The following is a 17,052-nucleotide window of genomic DNA, read 5'->3' as shown; positions in this document are numbered from 1 at the left end:
ACCAAAATAAACACAAAAACTTATTCACTACTTTGTGATGGCGAGCAATGGCGAGTGTCGCCTGGACTGCTGCGAAAAATCATCGATCTCTAAGAACGAACTCCAGCAAAGTCAACAACGCTACTAGCGTCACGCTTACCTTTCTTCCGCGATGATCTTTTGTTCATTGATTATTTCCTTAAAGAGAATGACTCAAACATGGGGCTGGGCCGGGGCTTGTCGACGTAGCTTTGGCATCAGGGCCATGATTACTGGCTTGAATGATTCCTCCATGCTTGCCAAGCGATCAGGAATAGGAAAACCTCCTCATCTCACGTCCGGCGATGGCGCTATCATCATCGCCATGAAACCGACTATTACCGCCCAAGACATTCAAGCCATGGTCAGCCACTGGCTGAGTACGCCGCCCAACGGCTATCTCGGCTCGGACTACGGCGCGGATCCCCAGTCGCTGCTGCAAAATCCCATGGCCGCCGGCATCGGCGATGCATTCATCGGCAAGATGCGCGAGGACGTGCCGGCGCTGGAGGCGATGCCGTCTGGCGCCGCGAATGTTTTCTATGTGGATGCACTGCCGGATCGCCGCGAGCTGATTGTCGACGTGGCTGGTTGGCAGGAGCGGGTCAGCTGATATGGCTTATTCAAAAGCTGACTTTGATCGTGTCATTGCGAACTCGGTATCGCAGTTCCCAGAGCTGGCGGCCTTATACCAGGTGGGTGATCCGCGCCTGTTGCAAGCGCAATCTGCCATCGCGCAGATGATGGCGATGATGTCGCAGCAAATTGAAATCGGCGCGATGGAGCCGTTTGACAAGGTGCGGGATTCGACGGTGCTGGCCGATGCGTCGCTCAAGGGCCTGACGCCCATGGCGACGCCGGCCCGGGTCCGGGTGCTGGTCGAGAATCCGACCAACGCGGCATTTTCGCTTGCTGCTGGACGTGGATTGCTCGATTCCAGCGGCAGAATGTATGTCGCTGATATGCCGGTGACCGTGCCGGCGGGTGGTGCCGGGCGTGCCGAGCTGGTGCAGAAACAGGTCCGCACCATTGAGCATACGGTGGCTGTCTCCCAGCCGTTCTATAAAATTGAAGTGCCACAACCTACGGATGGCCGCTATATCAGCGGCATTGCGGTGCAGGATGCTTTTGGCGTGCCCTATATTTACACGCTTGAATTTACAAACGTTGCCAACGGCGACAAGGTGTTTCACGTCGAGTGCGATGAATACCGGCGTTTGTTCGTCGTATTTGGCTATGCCGATTATGTCGGCTACCAGCCCAATGTTGGCGAGGTGCTGACCCTGACGGTGTATGAAACGACTGGCGACGTTCGGCCAGACGCCGGCAGCCCGTTCGCGCTGGACTATGCCATAGCGCCGCAGGACGGCCAGATCAAAGTCACCATGGATTCGCTGTTGCTGCCAGGCGCTGCGCCAATGGATATAGCGACGCTGCGAGAGCTCTGCAAATACCCATCAGCCTATGATCAAACGGCGGTGTACCTGGGCGAGTTTGATTTTTTGGTTCGTCGCAATATTCCTGGGCTCAAATTTCTATCGATATGGAACGAAACGATTGAAGAGATGGTGCGCGGTCCAAGCATTGACAACATCAATCGGCTCTTTGTTGCCTTTGCTGTCCCGCACGATGCCACGCGCGAATCGATCGAACAGGAAATTGTGCGCATTATCAAGGCGGCTGACGACTCTTATCGGATTGTGTTCGTGACCCCGGTCATCTTTGCCATCGGTATGACGATCGTCGCTGAAGTCGCCCGTATTCACGATGCGGAGGCGGTGAAGAAACAAATTCAGGATGTGTTGATCAAGGAATATGGAGCAGAGGCCGTGCCGGTGCGCGCCGGCATGCTGGTGGTGAAATATAAAGCCATCTATGAGCTGTTGAAGAAGAGCGTCGCGGCCCTGCAAGATTCCGGCAGTGACTTTTCCGTGGTGATCACGCCAATCAAGGATAAGCAGCTGCCCGAACACTTCCGATACGTGACCTTACCGAGTCTTTCCATCGCTGTGACGCTAGCCAATTACAACCTGGGCTCGTGGGGGCAATAATGGGTAACAACAGCAAAATCCCGTCGCTGGCGCCATTACAGCACAGCCACCAGGCCAATGCCATCGAAGCGGAGCTCAAGCAGCTGGTGTTGTTTCTGTTTCAGACCTATCTGCGCGCCGACGAGCGCGAATTGAACGTGTATGGCGTGCCGCACCTGGGTTCCTTACCCTTGATCGAGCGGCACGTAAAACGGGAAGGGCTAGCGCTGATCCGCACTGAAGAGCCGGCCATGCGCTACCTGTACAAGGCATGGCGGGCGCGCAATCCCAAGCGAGGGCTGCACTTCTTGCGCATGTACTTGCAGCTGCTCTGGCCGAACGGCTGGATTGTGGAGCAGCTTTGGCAAGATAAGGGCAAGCCGTATCCGACCGCATTGAGTAGCGCCAATAGCCTGGGCATTGCCGACCCCAGCCAAACGCACTACCTCACCAGTCGGATTCGGGTATCGATCGATGACGAAGGCGAGCTGGGATTGAATATCCCGACAGTAGCGCCGGCACTGCGCGCGGTGATCGCTGCGAAGTACGTGTTGCAGATCTCATTGCTGAAGCGCTTCGGCAACGCCACAGGCTTCTTTAACGCGGGTATGACCCAACAATTTTATAGGGCTGAAGGCGAGGCGATCTTGCCTCAACAGAATGGAGGATAGGATGCGAACCGGATTGATTCAATATAACCTCAATGAGCGCGGTCGCGCGCTGACAGGAAAGCCGCGCCAGTTCAATGTGGCGAAGGTTGCTGCGTTCATCAATGGTGCGCGTACCCAGGAGCGTATTCAAAAGCGCGACATGTTCGGCTATTACGGGCACTGGCCGCGCCTAAAATTCGGCATGATGCCGCCGGAAGGGGGGATCTATCAGGGGAAGCTGGTCAAATTGGAGCCTGCCATTGCGACGGTGCATCTCAAAGCTTTACCAGATGGCACCATCGAACACGAGGAAGAGTTTCTGGAAACGGACGCCGGCCGTACGGCGCAAAAGATGTTCGAGAGCAAAAAGGGCGGATTCTCCTCAGCGTTAAGCGAGGTCGAGGGGCGCTTCTTCGGTTTCGATTATGTCAATGAACCCAACTTTGATGATAACCGCGGCTATGTGCTGGATGCTGTTACGGAGGATGACGCCGGCACTATTCTGGACGATGCGGTGATTGCGGACTACAACCAGAATTTGCATGGCATGCTGGCCATGCTCGATAGCGCACAAGCTAGCTTAGGAGGTGCCCAGGCCGATTACGCACGCGCATTGGACGTGATCACTCGGCTTGAAACAGAGAACGAACAATACCTGAGCATGCTGGCGAGTGGCCGCGTCGCGCTGGACTCTGCCGCATCCTTGCCTGTCAGTGTCAGCAAACACCTCTTGGATTCGATACGCGCCGATGCCGCTGAGTTTAAGCATGCCGTTTTGCCCGGTATCGTCATGCCGGAGCAATCGGATGAACGCGCCGTCGCCGGCCTTGTCAATCGCCTGTTACGCCGTTAGGAACGTCATGCTGGAACTCAAGGAAGCCTTCGGGCGTTACATGGGGCGCTATTACGCCTCCCTGACGCCCACTACCAAGGCGATGAAGTCGTTTGCTGAGCGTGGGATAAGTAAAAGCATTGTTTGGGCACCGGATCGGATGATTGATCAGGTGCAGGACATGCTGGCAGCGTGGCGCAAGAATGACAACGATGATGGTCCGGGCAGCCGCGCGCATCTGCCGGTCATGATTGTGGCGACGGGGAAGGAGTACTCGCCGGTGCTGGGGGACTTTTCTCGCCAGGTACCGGAACCGGAATGGGTGACGCTGCCAGGCGATCCGCACAATCGGATTTTTAAGCTGCGGCAGATGCAGGGAGAGCGCCGCGCGCAGATCGTCATATGTGCAGCCGAAGACGAGACGGCGCGCAGCATGGCCGCCCAGTTCACCTTGTTTGTCGCAGCGGTCGTCAATCGGCGGTTCGATGCGACGTACCGCTTTGCTGGCATCGATCACCAATGGCCGGTGATGCTAGAGGCGACCGATGTGCCGGCTATGAATATCGATTCAGGGCAAAAGAATCTCACAATCTTGGCGATCGATCTGACGCTGAAAGAGACGATTCCGTTGTTTTCTGGGCCGAAGGCGGGGGAGCAGAACGACGGGAAGGGCGACGGCAGCGTCGATAATCCCCATGGTTATCTGGCAGTGGGGCAAGTTGTTTCGCACGATCTGCTACAGAACGTCCATAGTCATGTCGTTGACGGGGTTCCAGATATACCCTGGCATCAGGGCGTGTCAGCGCTATGAAAATCCAGGCATCCATTTCCGGTTACGGCATGGCGCCCGCGACCGTATATTCCTTCTATGAGGCGGAATCCGATATTTTGCTGGTCAGCAAAGAGACGGCCTTTCGCACCGATCGCTTCAGCGATGCCATTTTGATCGGTGGCGTCGGCCTGGCAGAACGGGACTGCTTGTTTACCGATGTCGACTTCATGGACGCCATCGAAGAATTTTTCATCCGGGCTAACGGTAAAACGCTGATGATTGACGATAAGGCGGCGCGCTGCGATCCACGCCAGAAGCTGGAACCAGATGGCATGAGCGATACCGGCAAGCGGCTATATCGGGTGTCGCCCGACATCACGTGCGGGCAGGTGGCGGTGCTGGCGACGGCCTGGTATGTCAAGAAGGCGCTGGGGATTGGCAATGTGATGGTGATGCAGGACTGGTTTCTCAACGTCGACCAGGGTGGGTTCGTTACGATCTGAGTGGAAAACGCCCGTAATTACCTGGGCTGGCTTGGCTGAAAATAGCATCCATATTTTTAACCAAGGCTGCTGGAATGTCCGCCCTCAATACAAATAGTGCTCTGGTCACTGCACCGCCAAGAACGAACATCCCGACGATCACCGGGGCAGGCGTGATGGCTGCAATCAATGTCGCTAAAACCGGGATTGAAGTGTCCGTCACGCATATCGCTTTCGGTACGGGTAAGTACAGGCCGAATGGTACCGAAACTGGCTTGCAGCATGAAATGATGCGGGTGGCGATTGCCGGCGGCGGCAAGGTGTCTCCGACACAGCTTCAAGTCCATGCTGAGGCGATCGCGCCTGCCGGATCGTCGTTTTGGTGCGGTGAAATCGGTTTTTACGCCGGCGACACCTTGTTCGCGGTCTACAGCAAGCCCGATCAACCGATCCTATATTTTGCGGACGACAGCGTGACCACCGTGTCTTACACGCTGGGCTTAGCTGCGCTGCCGGCAGATTCGGTGACCGTGCTGGTGGATCCGAATGTCAATACAGCCATTCAACTCATTGGCGCGCATGAAACCGCCGACGATCCCCATCCGCAGTATTTGACCAAGCTGCGCGGGGATGCGATCTACGTCAAAAAATCGGGTGATGCCATGGGGGCGCTTTCGGTCGCGAGCGGCAAGGCTGATCCGACGTATTCAGCATACGCGATGGAAATCCGCGAGGCAACGCGGGCTACCGATTCCAGGGGGCGAGACATCAGCTATGCGCCCAAAATGATCTTTCACTGGGGCGGTGTTTGCGTCACGCAAATGCGCCTGACAGCTGACAACGTCCTTGAGGTGGTCGGCGGCGACGGCGCATCCTATGGTGCGCTTCAGGTGGGGAGCATCAATGCCACTGCTTCCATGACGCTCGGAGGCAAGTCTGTCTGGCATCAAGGTAACTTCGATCCTGCTTCCAAGCAAGACAAGCTTCCCTTTACGCCGGTCCAGCAAGGCACCGGTATCGGTCAGAAATCCAATGTCGTCAAGATAGGCTGGAACGGCGAGAACCTGAAAGTCACAGTCGACGATATTGATATGGGCGCCGTGATTTTTCAGGCGAATCTTGAGCTTGCGCTGAAAAATTACCTGTCATTGGCCGGCGGCAGTGTCACCGGCCTCCTGCGGGTCTCTGGATCAACGGGCGCCATCGGCAGTCTCGGCCCCGGCCAGCCGTGTATTGAGGTGGCTTCAAGCGGCAAATCCGATGATGCTTACATGACCTTTCACAAGCCAGGTACATACGCAACACACCTCGGGCTAGACGCCAATAATGATCTTGCCGTTGGCGGCTATTCGATGGGGGCGAATGCCTACAAGCTGTGGCATGCCGGTAATCTCAATCCTGCATCTAAGCAGGATGCGCTTGGCTACCGACCTTCCCAGGCGGTGGGTAACTGGTTGAACAGTGTGATCGTGGACGACTCCCGCACAAAGAACTATGCACCGGAAGACCGCGACATGGGCGTCTATTTCGATTTTAGAAATAATGATGCCGACGGTCTGGGAGACGGTGGCACCCAGCACGGCATCGTCACTTTCCGGCAATGGGGTGTCGGCGGCGATTTTTCTGGCGGACCAGCGCATCAGCTCGGCTTTACAGCGAATGGAAACGTATTTCACCGTACCGGAAAAAGCAACGCCTGGGAAAAATATCAGCGCCTGCTGAAAGCAGGTCAGAACGGCACGCTGCCTGATGGATACATGCCAACTGCGACGGACTTAAATGTTCCTCCTCTCGGCTGGGCTTTATATACGCAAGAGGCAACGGCCAATCGTCCGAGTGCCTATGGCCATGTGTTTACCTCATCACTCACCGGCAGCGCGACGCCCGCGAATGGAAACTGGCTGATGCAGCGTGCTCTGAGCACCGACAACCAGGTGCTCACGCGGGTCAATATCGGTGCTGGGCAGGACAAATGGAGCGCTTGGCTGCAGGGATGGACGAGTGGAAATTTTAACCCCGCAGATAAGGTCAACGGCAGAGGAATCAGCTTAAATTGGGCTGGCAGAGAAGGCCAACCAACATGGGTACACGGTGGCGATGCTGCCGATAACTGCGGCGTGTATAACCCTCGCAATTGGCACGTTCGTTATGCCGACGCAGCAGGCCACGCCCAAACTGCCGGTAACGCCAATACGGTAGGGGGCATGTCAGTGCGTTTCGCGGAGAATCCGGCGGATAGGCAGCCCTATTACCTCCTCGGTGTATTTGCAGGCGGGCCAGCAGAGGCGACGCTCATTAATCGCACGGCGCTTGCCGTTGGCTCTGCCGTAACCGCCGTGTATGCCCATCAGCTGACCGGCCAAGGCTTACAGCATGGTGGTGTCGGCGGTTACATCTTCAACAAGAGCAAAAGCGGCACGGGTCTGACGGGTATCTGGGAACAACGTGGTCAAGCGTATGACTACGGCTCCGGTGCGGTGGAAGGCAATGAATCAAGTGGTGTGTTATGGCAAAGGATAGCGTAATGGAAACGAAGAAAAAAATACAAGCAACGGGCGTAGATGTTGAGACCCTGAAAAAGGCAGCAGTGACGTCGGTATTCGATCTGCCGGACCTCCCTGCGCCGGTATTGACCGCGCCACTGCCGGTGCCGACCTTCGTGCCGGCCAAGGAGCCAGAGCCGGTTCATCCGTTTGCCTTTAGCGACATCAAGGATGTCGTCCGCCTGCCGAATGGCTTCCAGTGTGCCGTCAAATTTGACGCCTGGGCAGATTACGCGACGTTCTTGGCACGCGCTGACGATGTGGAAGCACACGGTCGGGCGATCTATGCCGTATGCGCCTCTATGAAGACAGCCAATATCCCGAATTACTTCCCGACCGATGCCGAGATGCTGGATGCGGCGCAAGCGCGCATTGCGCGTGAACTGCGCCGTGCCAATAGCGAGGTGACGAAATATCAGGATCGCGTCGACGTGGATGAGGCCAATGATACGGATGTCGCACAGGTGAAAGCCTGGAAGAAATATCGGGTGAATTTGAATCGCCTTCCCGAGCAAACGCATTTCCCGCATCCTGTCGTCTGGCCGGTTGCACCTGATGACGTCAGCACAGCATTGGTTGCGGCATGAGTACCAACAAGAACACGCCATCGACTGCGATATTTTATCGCCAGGTGCGCGATTTTGTGGAAAAGACGCCGGTATGGGGAATGGCCATTCGCTATCAAACCAAGCCGGATGAGCGCTTTGATATGACATTGATCTCGCGGCGTGTCTACGGGCGCCCGGATGAGTTCCTGGCGGTGATGGCGGCCGCTGGCCTGGATTGTGTTGAGCAGGAGCTATCTGAGCAGCTACTGGTGCTGCCGACAGAAGCGCAGCTATTGGCGATCAAAACGTCCTCGCGATTTGGCAATCTTGGTTGATTATGGCAACAGTTAATAGTGCGAAACTAGCTGCAGCGCTAGGCATACGCGGTGCGGTGAAAGCCGCCGATCAGCTCAGAAAGGCCGACGCAGAGCGCCGTGCCAAGGCTGTCAATCTGTTACGTCCGCATGAGGTCAAGGGAGAATACAGCGCTGAACGCCTGTTGCTGACCTCCTTGGGCGGTCAGGTCAGACTGATTACCAACGATGACCTGGTGGTGTTCCGGAAGAACGCCAAGACGCTGGGCAGCAAGCTCAAGCCTGGGCTGACCGCGCAGCAAATTATCAACCTGTCCCTACCGGAGGATCGGGAGCGGGCCAACGAGCAAATTAGAATGGCCGTGCCGGCGGGGACAAACCGAGGGGACATCCGGTTTGTGACGGATGCGTCGGCTGACTCGGATGTGACCCGGCATTATGTGTCGGTGGAGATCATGAATTTTGATGCGGCCGTGGCATCGCCTACGGATCCCAAGGCACTCGCCAAATGGCTGGTCAAGGACAGCCCGTTGAAATTTGAATGCGACTGTGGGCGTTTTACCTACTGGTATCGCTATATCGCTACCGTGGGCGGCTTCGTCAAAGGCAGGCAGGAAGCGGCCTATCCCAAGTTACGCAATCCAAGGTTGAGCGGGGTAGCGTGCAAGCATGCGTTGCGCGTGATGAAGGAATTTTCCAGCAGCTTGGCAGTGCGCGGGATCGTGGCTGGCATGGTGGAGCGCGGGCAAAAGGGTGCCATCAAACAGTCAGCGGTGATTGCGCAAACCAAGGCGCGTGGGATTGCTGCAGCACAAGCGCGTAAAAATCGCGCTATCGACGTCAAGCAGCCGAGCAAATCTACCGCAAGTTTGAAGAGCGCCGTGATAGCCGCAGCAATGAAGGCGGATAAGGCGGCGGGTATGGCGGTCATTGAGGCGCAAAAGGCACTGCAAAAACTCAAGGATGCCGGCCAGCTCTCCCAGGCAGACTTTAACATGATCACGATGAAATTGAAGGGATAGTACATGCTGCACAGCGTACCAATGCAAATCAACAAGGCGGCGCGCACCGTCACACTGCGGCACCCTAATGGCATACCGTGCCACGCTTTTCGCCAGCGGGTATTGCGCCAAGCCGACGGCAGCATGGGAGGCATGCCGACACTGGGCGGCCTTGGCGTGTTGGATTCGTCGGATGAGCCGGATGTCGAATGGGAGTTGCTGGGCGATGCCAAGCTGTTGATCGTAGAGAATTTCCAGCCATCGACGGTGGTTGATCGTGGGGATACGCTGGACAACGCTGAACCCCAAATCGTCGCGTTGATCGAAGCGTTGAAGCCGGTAGAGGATCCCGCGCACTTTACTGTGAAGACCAAGGACGTGCTGTACATGCTGCTGCATGCCGATGTGAAGATCGCCTATGAAGTTGTGGCGATCGATGGCGACATCAATATTGCGCCCTACAGCAGAAAATATGTGTTAAATAAGCGCGATGCACTTAGCTATATTGATGGATTCAGAAAAGAGTAAGTAAGCAGCATGTATACTGGGCTGGGCCAATAACGTCCTGCGTGGCTGAGAGAAGACAGCGGCTGCGGGTTCGAATCCCGCAGCCCTCACTATTAAACCACTCCAGATCACCGCAGACCGCGTAAACATTTGGATGCGCAAAAGCGGCTAGGTCTGGGGATGGCTCGAAACGTCTTCGTTTTCGCCAAAATTTTCAATCACTCTTAGAACTGTCATTCCCTTGATATATACATATGAAAATTGTCCAATACGGGTCAGCTTACGATAACCTGTGCTGCGGCATATTCGATAGTTTTTTTGCTATTAGCACAACTTGCGTGTACGACATGGGCTAGTAGTTGCAATTCACCTCTGAGCGCCAGAAGATTCGTCGTGTAATTGTTGCTATTAACTTTAGAAAAAAGATCACAAGCTTCGTTGACGATTTTTTGAATAACATATTCAGCAGCATCACCGCATGGCATTGCTATAGCTAGCATTTGAATTATTGCAATGTAATGTTGGATCAAGGCTTCTTCGAGATCATTTTGCATGGCGTAATCCACGAAATATGACTATGAATGAAATAACAAGAATCCATCTCTGCGATTGTTTGCGCTATTTTCAATGATCTGGCTGAGTGCCACAAGATTTCTGTGTGGAAAGTAACGATATTTTACAATATGTTGGGCGTCCGTTAGGGTTTTGCACAAATAGGGGAAAGCGGCCCGCCTTGCAGCGTGCCCTCGTGCCGCGAATGGACTATCCCACGATCCATGTCAGATAGGACCGAATCAGCCGGATCACCTCGGCGTCATCAATACGTTCCTGTAGGCGGTCAATTAAGGATGTCATGATTGACCCGGCCGAAGAATTTTTCCAGATTAACGTCTACCACGATCCCGTGACCAGACGTGCCTTACGGCCACCCGCTCCGCTGACGCGAGCATCTGATACTTTGCCTGCTGTATCGACATGCCGCTGAACACCCCTTCTCGTTTGGTTCTTCGCCAGCAGCTTCAGCCTCATCGAACATGCCTCTGACTACTATGGCCCTTGCTTACTTCTCGCTCCGGCTTCCTTTCCACAAGAGTGCGGCCATGTTGGGAGCACAAAAAAGCAAGGCCACCGAATCGGTGGCCTTTAGCAGAGCTCAAATATTGGCCGATTTAGTTGCATCAACCTCCCCGCAGTCTGAGCACCAAATGCAAAGTCGACTCTTTTTGAATGTTGTAATCCGATAAAGTGCGACCGTCTTCCAGCTGCTTTCCCGCAAAAATCAGGCGTTGCTGGTCAGGCGGGATACCTTCTTTATCTTGGATTTTCGCTTTGACATTATCGATTGTGTCCGAAGACTCAACGTCTAGTGTGATGGTTTTACCTGTCAGCGCTTTTACGAAAATCTGCATCGCCGCGACATTTTGACTGAATAACAATGCGGTGACGACGAGGATGACGGTGGGAAATGAGCGCAGAAATTGACGTGTTTGCTGTAGAGCTTTCATGTTCTAGCCTCAGAAAGTATGTAATCGTTGAAGGGCCGATCCGATTGATTTGAGGACCTACGGCACAAGGCCCAAGCCGGCCGGCAAGCTGCCGGTACTGCCGGAACTTGCATTGCCAAAGTCACTCAGCAAGGTGCGTACACCTGTAGTTGGATTGACCGAAAACAGCGCGCCCTGACTGTTGGTGCCAGCATTACCATCTTGTACCAGTATGGCGTCCTGACCAGTTTGCCAAACCAGGGCACCGTACTCCAGTCCAGCCGCCAGTGGTCCTTTTGAAGCGTCTCCAAAATCGCTGACAACGGTACGCCGACCATTGGCCGATATTTTCACAAGCACTCCCTTTTTGGCGGGACCGGCTTGCGCGTCGAGTACAAAAATGCTTCCTGCTTGCGAAGACCAAATTGGCGCTACAGCGACACTAACCGGGTAGCTTAATGGGTTGCTGTCCACAGGACCTTGCGCGGAATTGCCGAAGTCGCTTAACAAGGTCCGATTGCCATCAGTAGTGACACTAAATACAGCGCCATATTGCATAGTTCCCGCCGCACCATCTGCAATGATTATGGTATTTCCAGATAGCCCTAGCAGCCCCAGGAGACCGGGATTCCAAGCAATGCTATTTGGATAAGCCCCCAGCGCTCCCTTACTGCTGTCGTTAAAATCAGAAATCACGGTGCGATAACCGGTTCGTCCGTCGACCTGAAACAAAATGCCTAGGCCGTTAGTTCCTGCATATGCGTCAATCACATAAATGGTCGGAAAGCTGTCGAGCAGGCCGCCCAATGTCAGCACGCCGATTGGATAGGAGCCAAGCGTGCCGCTAGTGGCATTACCAAAATCGCTCAATACAGTTCTTGCTCCGGTTTGCGGATCTACTTTGAACACCGCACCATTTCCGCCTGTACCGCCGCTGCCATCCGTCACCAAGATCCCGGCGCCAGGGCCGAGCAGCGTGGCTGGCAACCATGCGACGGCATTAGGCTCAATCCCTGATGTCCCTTGGCTCACCGCACCGAAATCTGAAAGTATGGTGCGCTGCCCGGTTTGGGTAATGACAAATAGTTGTCCGTGAGCTGCGGTACCTGCAGTCGCATCTATACTGAGAATACTTCCGCTGGGCAGTTGCGCTGATGCCTGGGGCCCAATCAGCAGCGACATAAATAACACGCAACCCAGCGTTACAGTATGTAGAAGATTCGTTAAGTTATTTCTCACAATGTGGCCTCTCGAAAGAAAGATACAACGAGAAATCTATTACGTTGCTGATCTCTCATTACGTCATTTGATGAACGAATATAGGGTAGAGCAAACTAGGAAAACTAGAGATAAGGATCAAGGGCATTGGAAAAGTTGTACGGAATGAAGTGAAATCAGATTAGGACATAATTTTCCCATCTGCAATATTTTGTTATCCTCCTGCGGCAGTGCCAGGAAAAGTAAAAACCAAGTCGCCCGTAGTGTGTATTCCGCCTCGAATTAGCTGGATGACATGTAGGCGCACATTCCCACAGGAAATTCCTAATGAAAAAGATTTTTTGATATAAATATTTTTTGTAAGCATTCAGCCGCTACGCGACTGGCCTTATAGGATTGCCAGCGATGGTTTCACTGACATACCCACCTATCAAATTTGACAGGTGCGCCAGGGTGTGAAAACGCCTATTCTTTTCGAAAGAAATCTCATCTTGAGTTACCGTGTTTCTGGCACAAAACGGGAATTAAGGAAGTTAGGCTTCCATTTTGCATTTTCCTCATAAAATTTATCTAGGCTTCAAACGATGTAGCTTTTAATTTCATCAAGTGTCTATTGATCATTTTTTAGGAAAAACCATGAGAGCCGTCCTTAATACTAGCGTTGGCAACATTGAAATTGATCTTTTCTCCAGTCAAGCACCGATCACAGTTCAAAATTTTGTTGCACTAGCAACGGACGGGAAGATGGGAGCTTATGCAGGAGCCTATATGGGATCAGGGCCGCTATATAACGGCACAAAATTCCATCGTGTTATTCGTGACTTCATGATTCAGGGAGGAGATCCTACGGGTACGGGTAGAGGCGGACCAGGGTATAAATTTCAGGATGAGTTCGATCCTAGTTTGCGGTTTAACCGTCCTTATCTTGTGGCCATGGCGAATGCTGGCCCTGGAACCAACGGTAGCCAATTCTTCATTACCTTGGCATCAACCCCCTTTCTTAACGATAAGCACACCATTTTTGGAGAAGTGACAGATTCAGAGTCGCAACAAGTAGTAAATCAAATTGGAAGGTGCGATACCAAATCCGGCGATCAACCGGTATCAGACATCATAATTAAAGAAATAACTATAGAAGACTAAGCCTCGTTTTTTGATTCTGCCCCCTACCTATTCCAGTCGCAGGGGTTCACGAAGTGGCTTGAGACGAGGAGGCGCTGCTGTAACAAAGTAGCAGATTGCAGGCATACCGTCAGCGCACAGCTTGTTTGAGCGCCTCCTGTTTCTCCTGTTTGGCGTCCCGGCAGTGTCGACTGCAGAAATCCCATTGGCTGAACTGGCAGCGATTAGTCATTGGAAAACACCCCTCAAACTGCGTTCCCGTTGCCCCTATCATTTGCTTCAATGAAGGGGATACATGGACGAATTCACGCGCATCGAAGCCGACGCCCGTCGTGGCGCAATGGGGCATAACAACCTGGCGGAGCCTACTCAGGCACAGAAACTGGCAGGTAATTACAAAGTAGGCAGAACAGTCCTTCACGGCGTGGCAATCGCCATCGAGCAGCCGCGTGGTTCGTTCCGTTCTGGCGTCGATGCTGCCGGCAGCCCATGGCAGAACAGAATGTCAGCGCATTACGGCTATCTCGTCGGCACGACAGGCAATGATGGCGACGCGCTGGATGTCTTCATCGGCTATTTTCCAGAGTCGCGAGCCGCCTTTGTGATTAACCAGGTCGATCAGCAGACCGGTGCATTTGACGAGCACAAAATCATGCTGGGCTTTCCGGATGCGCAAGCGGCATCCTGCTCCTATCTAGAAAGCTATCACCGAGGCTGGCAGGGGCTGGGCGACATCGTTTCAATTTCAATTCCTCAACTCACATGGTGGGCCAAGCATGGCAACCATACAAAGCCGATCAACACGGCGACGCTTCCAATTTTAGGCTATGAAACGATGAATAAAGTGATCTGGGACGGAGAGTCCCCAGTCGGTAAGACCTTTGACGGGCTGCTGTACGACATTCGGCGGCATGACGGCGATGGCTTGATGTACGACCCATTGAGTGTGACAGACATTCTAGATGATGCCGAGGGCGTCTATACCTTCGATGCACTGGTGACGCCATTTGCGAAGCTTGAACGCAAAATGCAGATCCTGCAGAACGTCATGGAGCGCACCGGCGGCGGCGTCAAGCCCGTCGCGATGCAGATCACAGAGCCTTTCAAGCAGCGCGGTACAGCTAATGTAGCGGTAGTCTACGAACTATCGGATGGGCAGACGCTCAGTATCTTCTTTCACAATCCGGATGTGACGCCGCAGAAGATCGCGCCGACGGACGATCTGATTTCGTGGAAATGGATGCTCAATAAGAAGGACGTGACGATTGTTGCTGCGCCTGAGCGTGGCGTCGATCTCAATGTGCGGGAGGTGGCGAATCGCCTGATGCGCTTAGCCGAACGGAATTCGGCCACGTTCCAGCGTGCCAATGCGAAACGCTCTGCGCGCATGCAGGCGATTGATGCATTGAAGACGGCGATCACGGAAAAGGAGGCAACCCTGGCACGGTTGCAGCGTGAGCTGGAAGTCAGGCGCGTCGAGAAGGAGTTTACGCCCATTGTTCCGGGTAGTATCGGCACTGCGCCGGCGGCACCTATCTCAGATCCTGTCGCCGCGCCGGTCACTGAGCCAGCTCCGGAACCCGCCGCTGAACCAATTGTCGTGGTTACAGCGCCGCCCGAACCTGTCGCGGATCCTGTTTCCGTCGAGATGGGCGACGTTGCACCGGAAGAGATCGTGTCGCCACTGGCCATTGAAACGCCGGAGGGGAGCAATTCAATTTCCGAAGAAGAATTGCCACCGGCGGCCGTGGTCCTTGTTCCTACCGCTCCTACTGTAGTGGCAGTTGATCCAGTTGTCGAAGCCGACCCGGCAATGGTGGAACCGATGGAAGTGGTTAATCCTGTCGTCGACCTCGTAGGCGAGCCAACGCCAGTTCCAGAATCGCAACCGGAAGTCGAATCGCCAAAAGTTGCCGAGGCTATTCTCGCGCCGGCGGACATTACCCAGGAGGTAGCTGCCGTACCTGCTGGGGCGAGTGAGCCGACGCTGGTTGAACAATCCGCTCCCGCTATTTCTGAGCCGCCGGCCGAAATGACAACAGACGAAGCATTCCTGCAGTCTGTGATCGACGGCCGGGTCGACATCTTTGATCCGGCGCTGTCGGCCAATATCGAAGCCATCCTGGCGCGCAATTCCGACAATGCCGAGATCCTCGCGAAATGGCAGCGCGCCGTTTCCACCTATACCGCCGCCATGATGGCAGCAGCCTCCCAAACGTTGAGCAATTGAACACCATGAACCAAGTATTAACTGTATGTGCAGTAGAAACAAGCGAAACCTCCCCAGCACCAGTGGTTCTCGACACGGCGTTTCAGCAAGCCTGGGAAGGGCAACGTAGCATTGTTCCCGTGGACGCCGAATTGATCACCCAGTTTATCTCTGGCCGGCAGATGCAATATCGCAATGCGCCGGCGGCAGACGCTCCTTACGAATACGCAAGCTATGCGTTTCGCGATGGCAGTGGATTTGTCACGATTCAAGATGCATCGGGCGGCGAGTTGTCGACTATCGAGGTGCGTGCGGTCGACGTGCCGGCATACCTCCAGGGCTTGACCGACCCGAGCGTAGTTGACGGGGCGTTGCTGGATGACGCCGGCTCGCTGACCACGTTACGCCTGACCGCCGAGCTCGGCAGCCTGGTGGTGCAATATAGCAAGCTCAAGGGCAGTGATCAGGTAGCGGATCAACTCGCGATGCTGAAGCTGGCCGCGCGCGTGGGCGAGATTATGGCGCTGCTGGGCCGGGCGCAGTTGTCCGACGCCGCGGCGAATATCGATACATCCTCCTATTTTGAGTTCGATGAACACATCAAACCGTCCGCGCGCCAGAAGAAGAACAAGGCAGCGATGGCGTTGCTCAAGCAGATTGACGCCGGTCAGATCGATGCCGAAACGCTGAGCGCGGAACAAAAAGCCGTTTTGGCCGGGTATTCCGGCAATGGCGGTGGCATGACGGGCGCTGATGGCAAGACCGGGAGCCAATACGAGTATTACACCCCGAAGCCGCTGGCCGAGGGTGTCTGGTCCTTGATGGCCGATATGGGTTTTACGGGCGGCAAGGTGCTCGATCCTGCTGCCGGCACCGGCATTTTCGGGGCAACCTCGCCGCAACATGCGGTAATCGATGCGGTAGAACTGGACACCACCTCCGGTCGCGTCAATCAGCTGGTTAATGGCAGCGCGCGCAATCACGTGACGGTCAGCGCCTTCGAAGCCGTGGCGGCCAATACGCCGGACGAGATCTATGATGCAGTCGTCACCAATGTGCCGTTTGGTGACAATGCCGCGCGCGGCAAAGAAAAGCTCAAGGATCCGCGTTACCAAAGCGAATCGCTGGAAGCATATTTTATCCTGCGCTCCCTGGAAAAGCTGCGCCCGCGCGGCCTGGCTTGCTTTATCACCAGCAAAGCTTTTGTCAGCAGTGTCAATGAGCAGAAGCTACGCTACAAGGCGTCGCTGAAGGCTGAATTCATGGGCGCGTATCGCTTACCGAACAAAATGTTCGATGCGACGGGCGCCGATGTGACCACG

General features: G+C 54.6%; 17 protein-coding genes and 1 pseudogene. 14 read left to right on the top strand and 4 right to left on the bottom strand.

From position 1 onward, the window contains the following. Positions 1 to 244 precede the first annotated feature (244 nt). The 11 genes from VNZ65_RS16295 to VNZ65_RS16245 all read left to right on the top strand — a co-directional run bounded on the left by VNZ65_RS16295 (position 245) and on the right by VNZ65_RS16245 (position 9,718). Positions 245 to 631, top strand: a complete 387-nt coding sequence (locus VNZ65_RS16295; protein WP_325670810.1) for a hypothetical protein — start codon at positions 245 to 247, stop codon at positions 629 to 631. Position 632: 1 nt separating this feature from the next. Continuing rightward, complete coding sequence (locus VNZ65_RS16290) at positions 633 to 2,069, top strand: hypothetical protein (protein ID WP_325670808.1); 1,437 nt, start codon at positions 633 to 635, stop codon at positions 2,067 to 2,069. Continuing rightward, the gene (locus tag VNZ65_RS16285; RefSeq protein WP_325670806.1) at positions 2,069 to 2,719 is read left to right on the top strand and encodes a hypothetical protein; all 651 of its coding nucleotides are present in this window, start codon (positions 2,069 to 2,071) and stop codon (positions 2,717 to 2,719) included. The genes VNZ65_RS16290 and VNZ65_RS16285 overlap by 1 nt, the downstream gene beginning before the upstream one ends. A gap of 1 nt (position 2,720) precedes the next feature. Then, positions 2,721 to 3,551: a hypothetical protein gene (locus VNZ65_RS16280; RefSeq protein ID WP_325670804.1), complete on the top strand. Its 831-nt coding sequence runs from the start codon at positions 2,721 to 2,723 to the stop codon at positions 3,549 to 3,551. Positions 3,552 to 3,558: 7 nt separating this feature from the next. Beyond that, on the top strand, positions 3,559 to 4,341 hold the full coding sequence (locus tag VNZ65_RS16275; protein ID WP_325670802.1) for a hypothetical protein: 783 nt from the start codon (positions 3,559 to 3,561) through the stop codon (positions 4,339 to 4,341). Next, entirely contained in the window at positions 4,338 to 4,805 is a 468-nt protein-coding gene (locus tag VNZ65_RS16270; RefSeq protein WP_325670800.1) for a hypothetical protein, read from the top strand. The genes VNZ65_RS16275 and VNZ65_RS16270 overlap by 4 nt, the downstream gene beginning before the upstream one ends. 74 nt (positions 4,806 to 4,879) lie before the next feature. After that, complete coding sequence (locus tag VNZ65_RS16265) at positions 4,880 to 7,309, top strand: phage tail protein (protein ID WP_325670798.1); 2,430 nt, start codon at positions 4,880 to 4,882, stop codon at positions 7,307 to 7,309. After that, positions 7,309 to 7,914 (top strand): tail fiber assembly protein, encoded by a 606-nt coding sequence (locus VNZ65_RS16260; protein WP_325670796.1) that lies wholly within the window; start codon positions 7,309 to 7,311, stop codon positions 7,912 to 7,914. The genes VNZ65_RS16265 and VNZ65_RS16260 overlap by 1 nt, the downstream gene beginning before the upstream one ends. Next, positions 7,911 to 8,210, top strand: a complete 300-nt coding sequence (locus VNZ65_RS16255) for a hypothetical protein (RefSeq protein ID WP_325670794.1) — start codon at positions 7,911 to 7,913, stop codon at positions 8,208 to 8,210. Before VNZ65_RS16260 ends, VNZ65_RS16255 begins: the two co-directional genes overlap by 4 nt. 56 nt (positions 8,211 to 8,266) lie before the next feature. Next, positions 8,267 to 9,211, top strand: coding sequence for a hypothetical protein (locus VNZ65_RS16250; protein ID WP_325670792.1), 945 nt, complete (start codon positions 8,267 to 8,269; stop codon positions 9,209 to 9,211). 3 nt (positions 9,212 to 9,214) lie between these two features. Further along, positions 9,215 to 9,718: a hypothetical protein gene (locus VNZ65_RS16245; protein ID WP_325670790.1), complete on the top strand. Its 504-nt coding sequence runs from the start codon at positions 9,215 to 9,217 to the stop codon at positions 9,716 to 9,718. Positions 9,719 to 9,972: 254 nt separating this feature from the next. Here VNZ65_RS16245 and VNZ65_RS16240 read toward each other — a convergent pair whose 3' ends face one another. The 4 genes and pseudogenes from VNZ65_RS16240 to VNZ65_RS16225 all read right to left on the bottom strand — a co-directional run bounded on the left by VNZ65_RS16240 (position 9,973) and on the right by VNZ65_RS16225 (position 12,363). Continuing rightward, on the bottom strand, positions 9,973 to 10,251 hold the full coding sequence (locus tag VNZ65_RS16240) for a hypothetical protein (protein ID WP_325670788.1): 279 nt from the start codon (positions 10,249 to 10,251) through the stop codon (positions 9,973 to 9,975). 152 nt (positions 10,252 to 10,403) lie between these two features. Beyond that, positions 10,404 to 10,610: pseudogene (locus tag VNZ65_RS16235) on the bottom strand (group II intron reverse transcriptase/maturase); the annotation flags it as partial. Between the two features lie 265 nt (positions 10,611 to 10,875). Beyond that, entirely contained in the window at positions 10,876 to 11,202 is a 327-nt protein-coding gene (locus VNZ65_RS16230) for a ubiquitin family protein (RefSeq protein ID WP_325670786.1), read from the bottom strand. A 57-nt stretch (positions 11,203 to 11,259) separates the two neighbouring features. Then, entirely contained in the window at positions 11,260 to 12,363 is a 1,104-nt protein-coding gene (locus VNZ65_RS16225) for a hypothetical protein (RefSeq protein ID WP_325670784.1), read from the bottom strand. A 672-nt stretch (positions 12,364 to 13,035) separates the two neighbouring features. Here VNZ65_RS16225 and VNZ65_RS16220 point away from each other — a divergent pair. The 3 genes from VNZ65_RS16220 to VNZ65_RS16210 all read left to right on the top strand — a co-directional run. Further along, positions 13,036 to 13,542, top strand: a complete 507-nt coding sequence (locus tag VNZ65_RS16220; protein WP_325670782.1) for a peptidylprolyl isomerase — start codon at positions 13,036 to 13,038, stop codon at positions 13,540 to 13,542. Positions 13,543 to 13,816: 274 nt separating this feature from the next. Next, positions 13,817 to 15,751, top strand: a complete 1,935-nt coding sequence (locus VNZ65_RS16215) for a hypothetical protein (protein ID WP_325670780.1) — start codon at positions 13,817 to 13,819, stop codon at positions 15,749 to 15,751. Positions 15,752 to 15,756: 5 nt separating this feature from the next. Next, positions 15,757 to 17,052: N-6 DNA methylase (locus VNZ65_RS16210; protein WP_325670778.1), on the top strand; the 1,296-nt coding region annotated here is incomplete at its 3' end.

The organism is Collimonas sp. (assembly GCF_035566555.1).
Taxonomy (GTDB): Bacteria; Pseudomonadota; Gammaproteobacteria; order Burkholderiales; family Burkholderiaceae_D; genus Collimonas.
The sequence above is the reverse complement of the archived record's forward strand: the minus strand, read 5'-3'. Positions and strand labels throughout refer to the sequence as shown.

What these genes read in the sequence shown, in the direction of transcription:
- VNZ65_RS16295 (WP_325670810.1), top strand. Translation starts at nt 245, where the DNA reads ATGATTACTGGCTTGAATGATTCCTCCATGCTTGCCAAGCGATCAGGA.
- VNZ65_RS16290 (WP_325670808.1), top strand. Translation starts at nt 633, where the DNA reads ATGGCTTATTCAAAAGCTGACTTTGATCGTGTCATTGCGAACTCGGTA.
- VNZ65_RS16285 (WP_325670806.1), top strand. Translation starts at nt 2,069, where the DNA reads ATGGGTAACAACAGCAAAATCCCGTCGCTGGCGCCATTACAGCACAGC.
- VNZ65_RS16280 (WP_325670804.1), top strand. Translation starts at nt 2,721, where the DNA reads ATGCGAACCGGATTGATTCAATATAACCTCAATGAGCGCGGTCGCGCG.
- VNZ65_RS16275 (WP_325670802.1), top strand. Translation starts at nt 3,559, where the DNA reads ATGCTGGAACTCAAGGAAGCCTTCGGGCGTTACATGGGGCGCTATTAC.
- VNZ65_RS16270 (WP_325670800.1), top strand. Translation starts at nt 4,338, where the DNA reads ATGAAAATCCAGGCATCCATTTCCGGTTACGGCATGGCGCCCGCGACC.
- VNZ65_RS16265 (WP_325670798.1), top strand. Translation starts at nt 4,880, where the DNA reads ATGTCCGCCCTCAATACAAATAGTGCTCTGGTCACTGCACCGCCAAGA.
- VNZ65_RS16260 (WP_325670796.1), top strand. Translation starts at nt 7,309, where the DNA reads ATGGAAACGAAGAAAAAAATACAAGCAACGGGCGTAGATGTTGAGACC.
- VNZ65_RS16255 (WP_325670794.1), top strand. Translation starts at nt 7,911, where the DNA reads ATGAGTACCAACAAGAACACGCCATCGACTGCGATATTTTATCGCCAG.
- VNZ65_RS16245 (WP_325670790.1), top strand. Translation starts at nt 9,215, where the DNA reads ATGCTGCACAGCGTACCAATGCAAATCAACAAGGCGGCGCGCACCGTC.
- VNZ65_RS16240 (WP_325670788.1), bottom strand. Translation starts at nt 10,251, where the DNA reads ATGCAAAATGATCTCGAAGAAGCCTTGATCCAACATTACATTGCAATA.
- VNZ65_RS16230 (WP_325670786.1), bottom strand. Translation starts at nt 11,202, where the DNA reads ATGAAAGCTCTACAGCAAACACGTCAATTTCTGCGCTCATTTCCCACC.
- VNZ65_RS16225 (WP_325670784.1), bottom strand. Translation starts at nt 12,363, where the DNA reads ATGTCGCTGCTGATTGGGCCCCAGGCATCAGCGCAACTGCCCAGCGGA.
- VNZ65_RS16220 (WP_325670782.1), top strand. Translation starts at nt 13,036, where the DNA reads ATGAGAGCCGTCCTTAATACTAGCGTTGGCAACATTGAAATTGATCTT.
- VNZ65_RS16215 (WP_325670780.1), top strand. Translation starts at nt 13,817, where the DNA reads ATGGACGAATTCACGCGCATCGAAGCCGACGCCCGTCGTGGCGCAATG.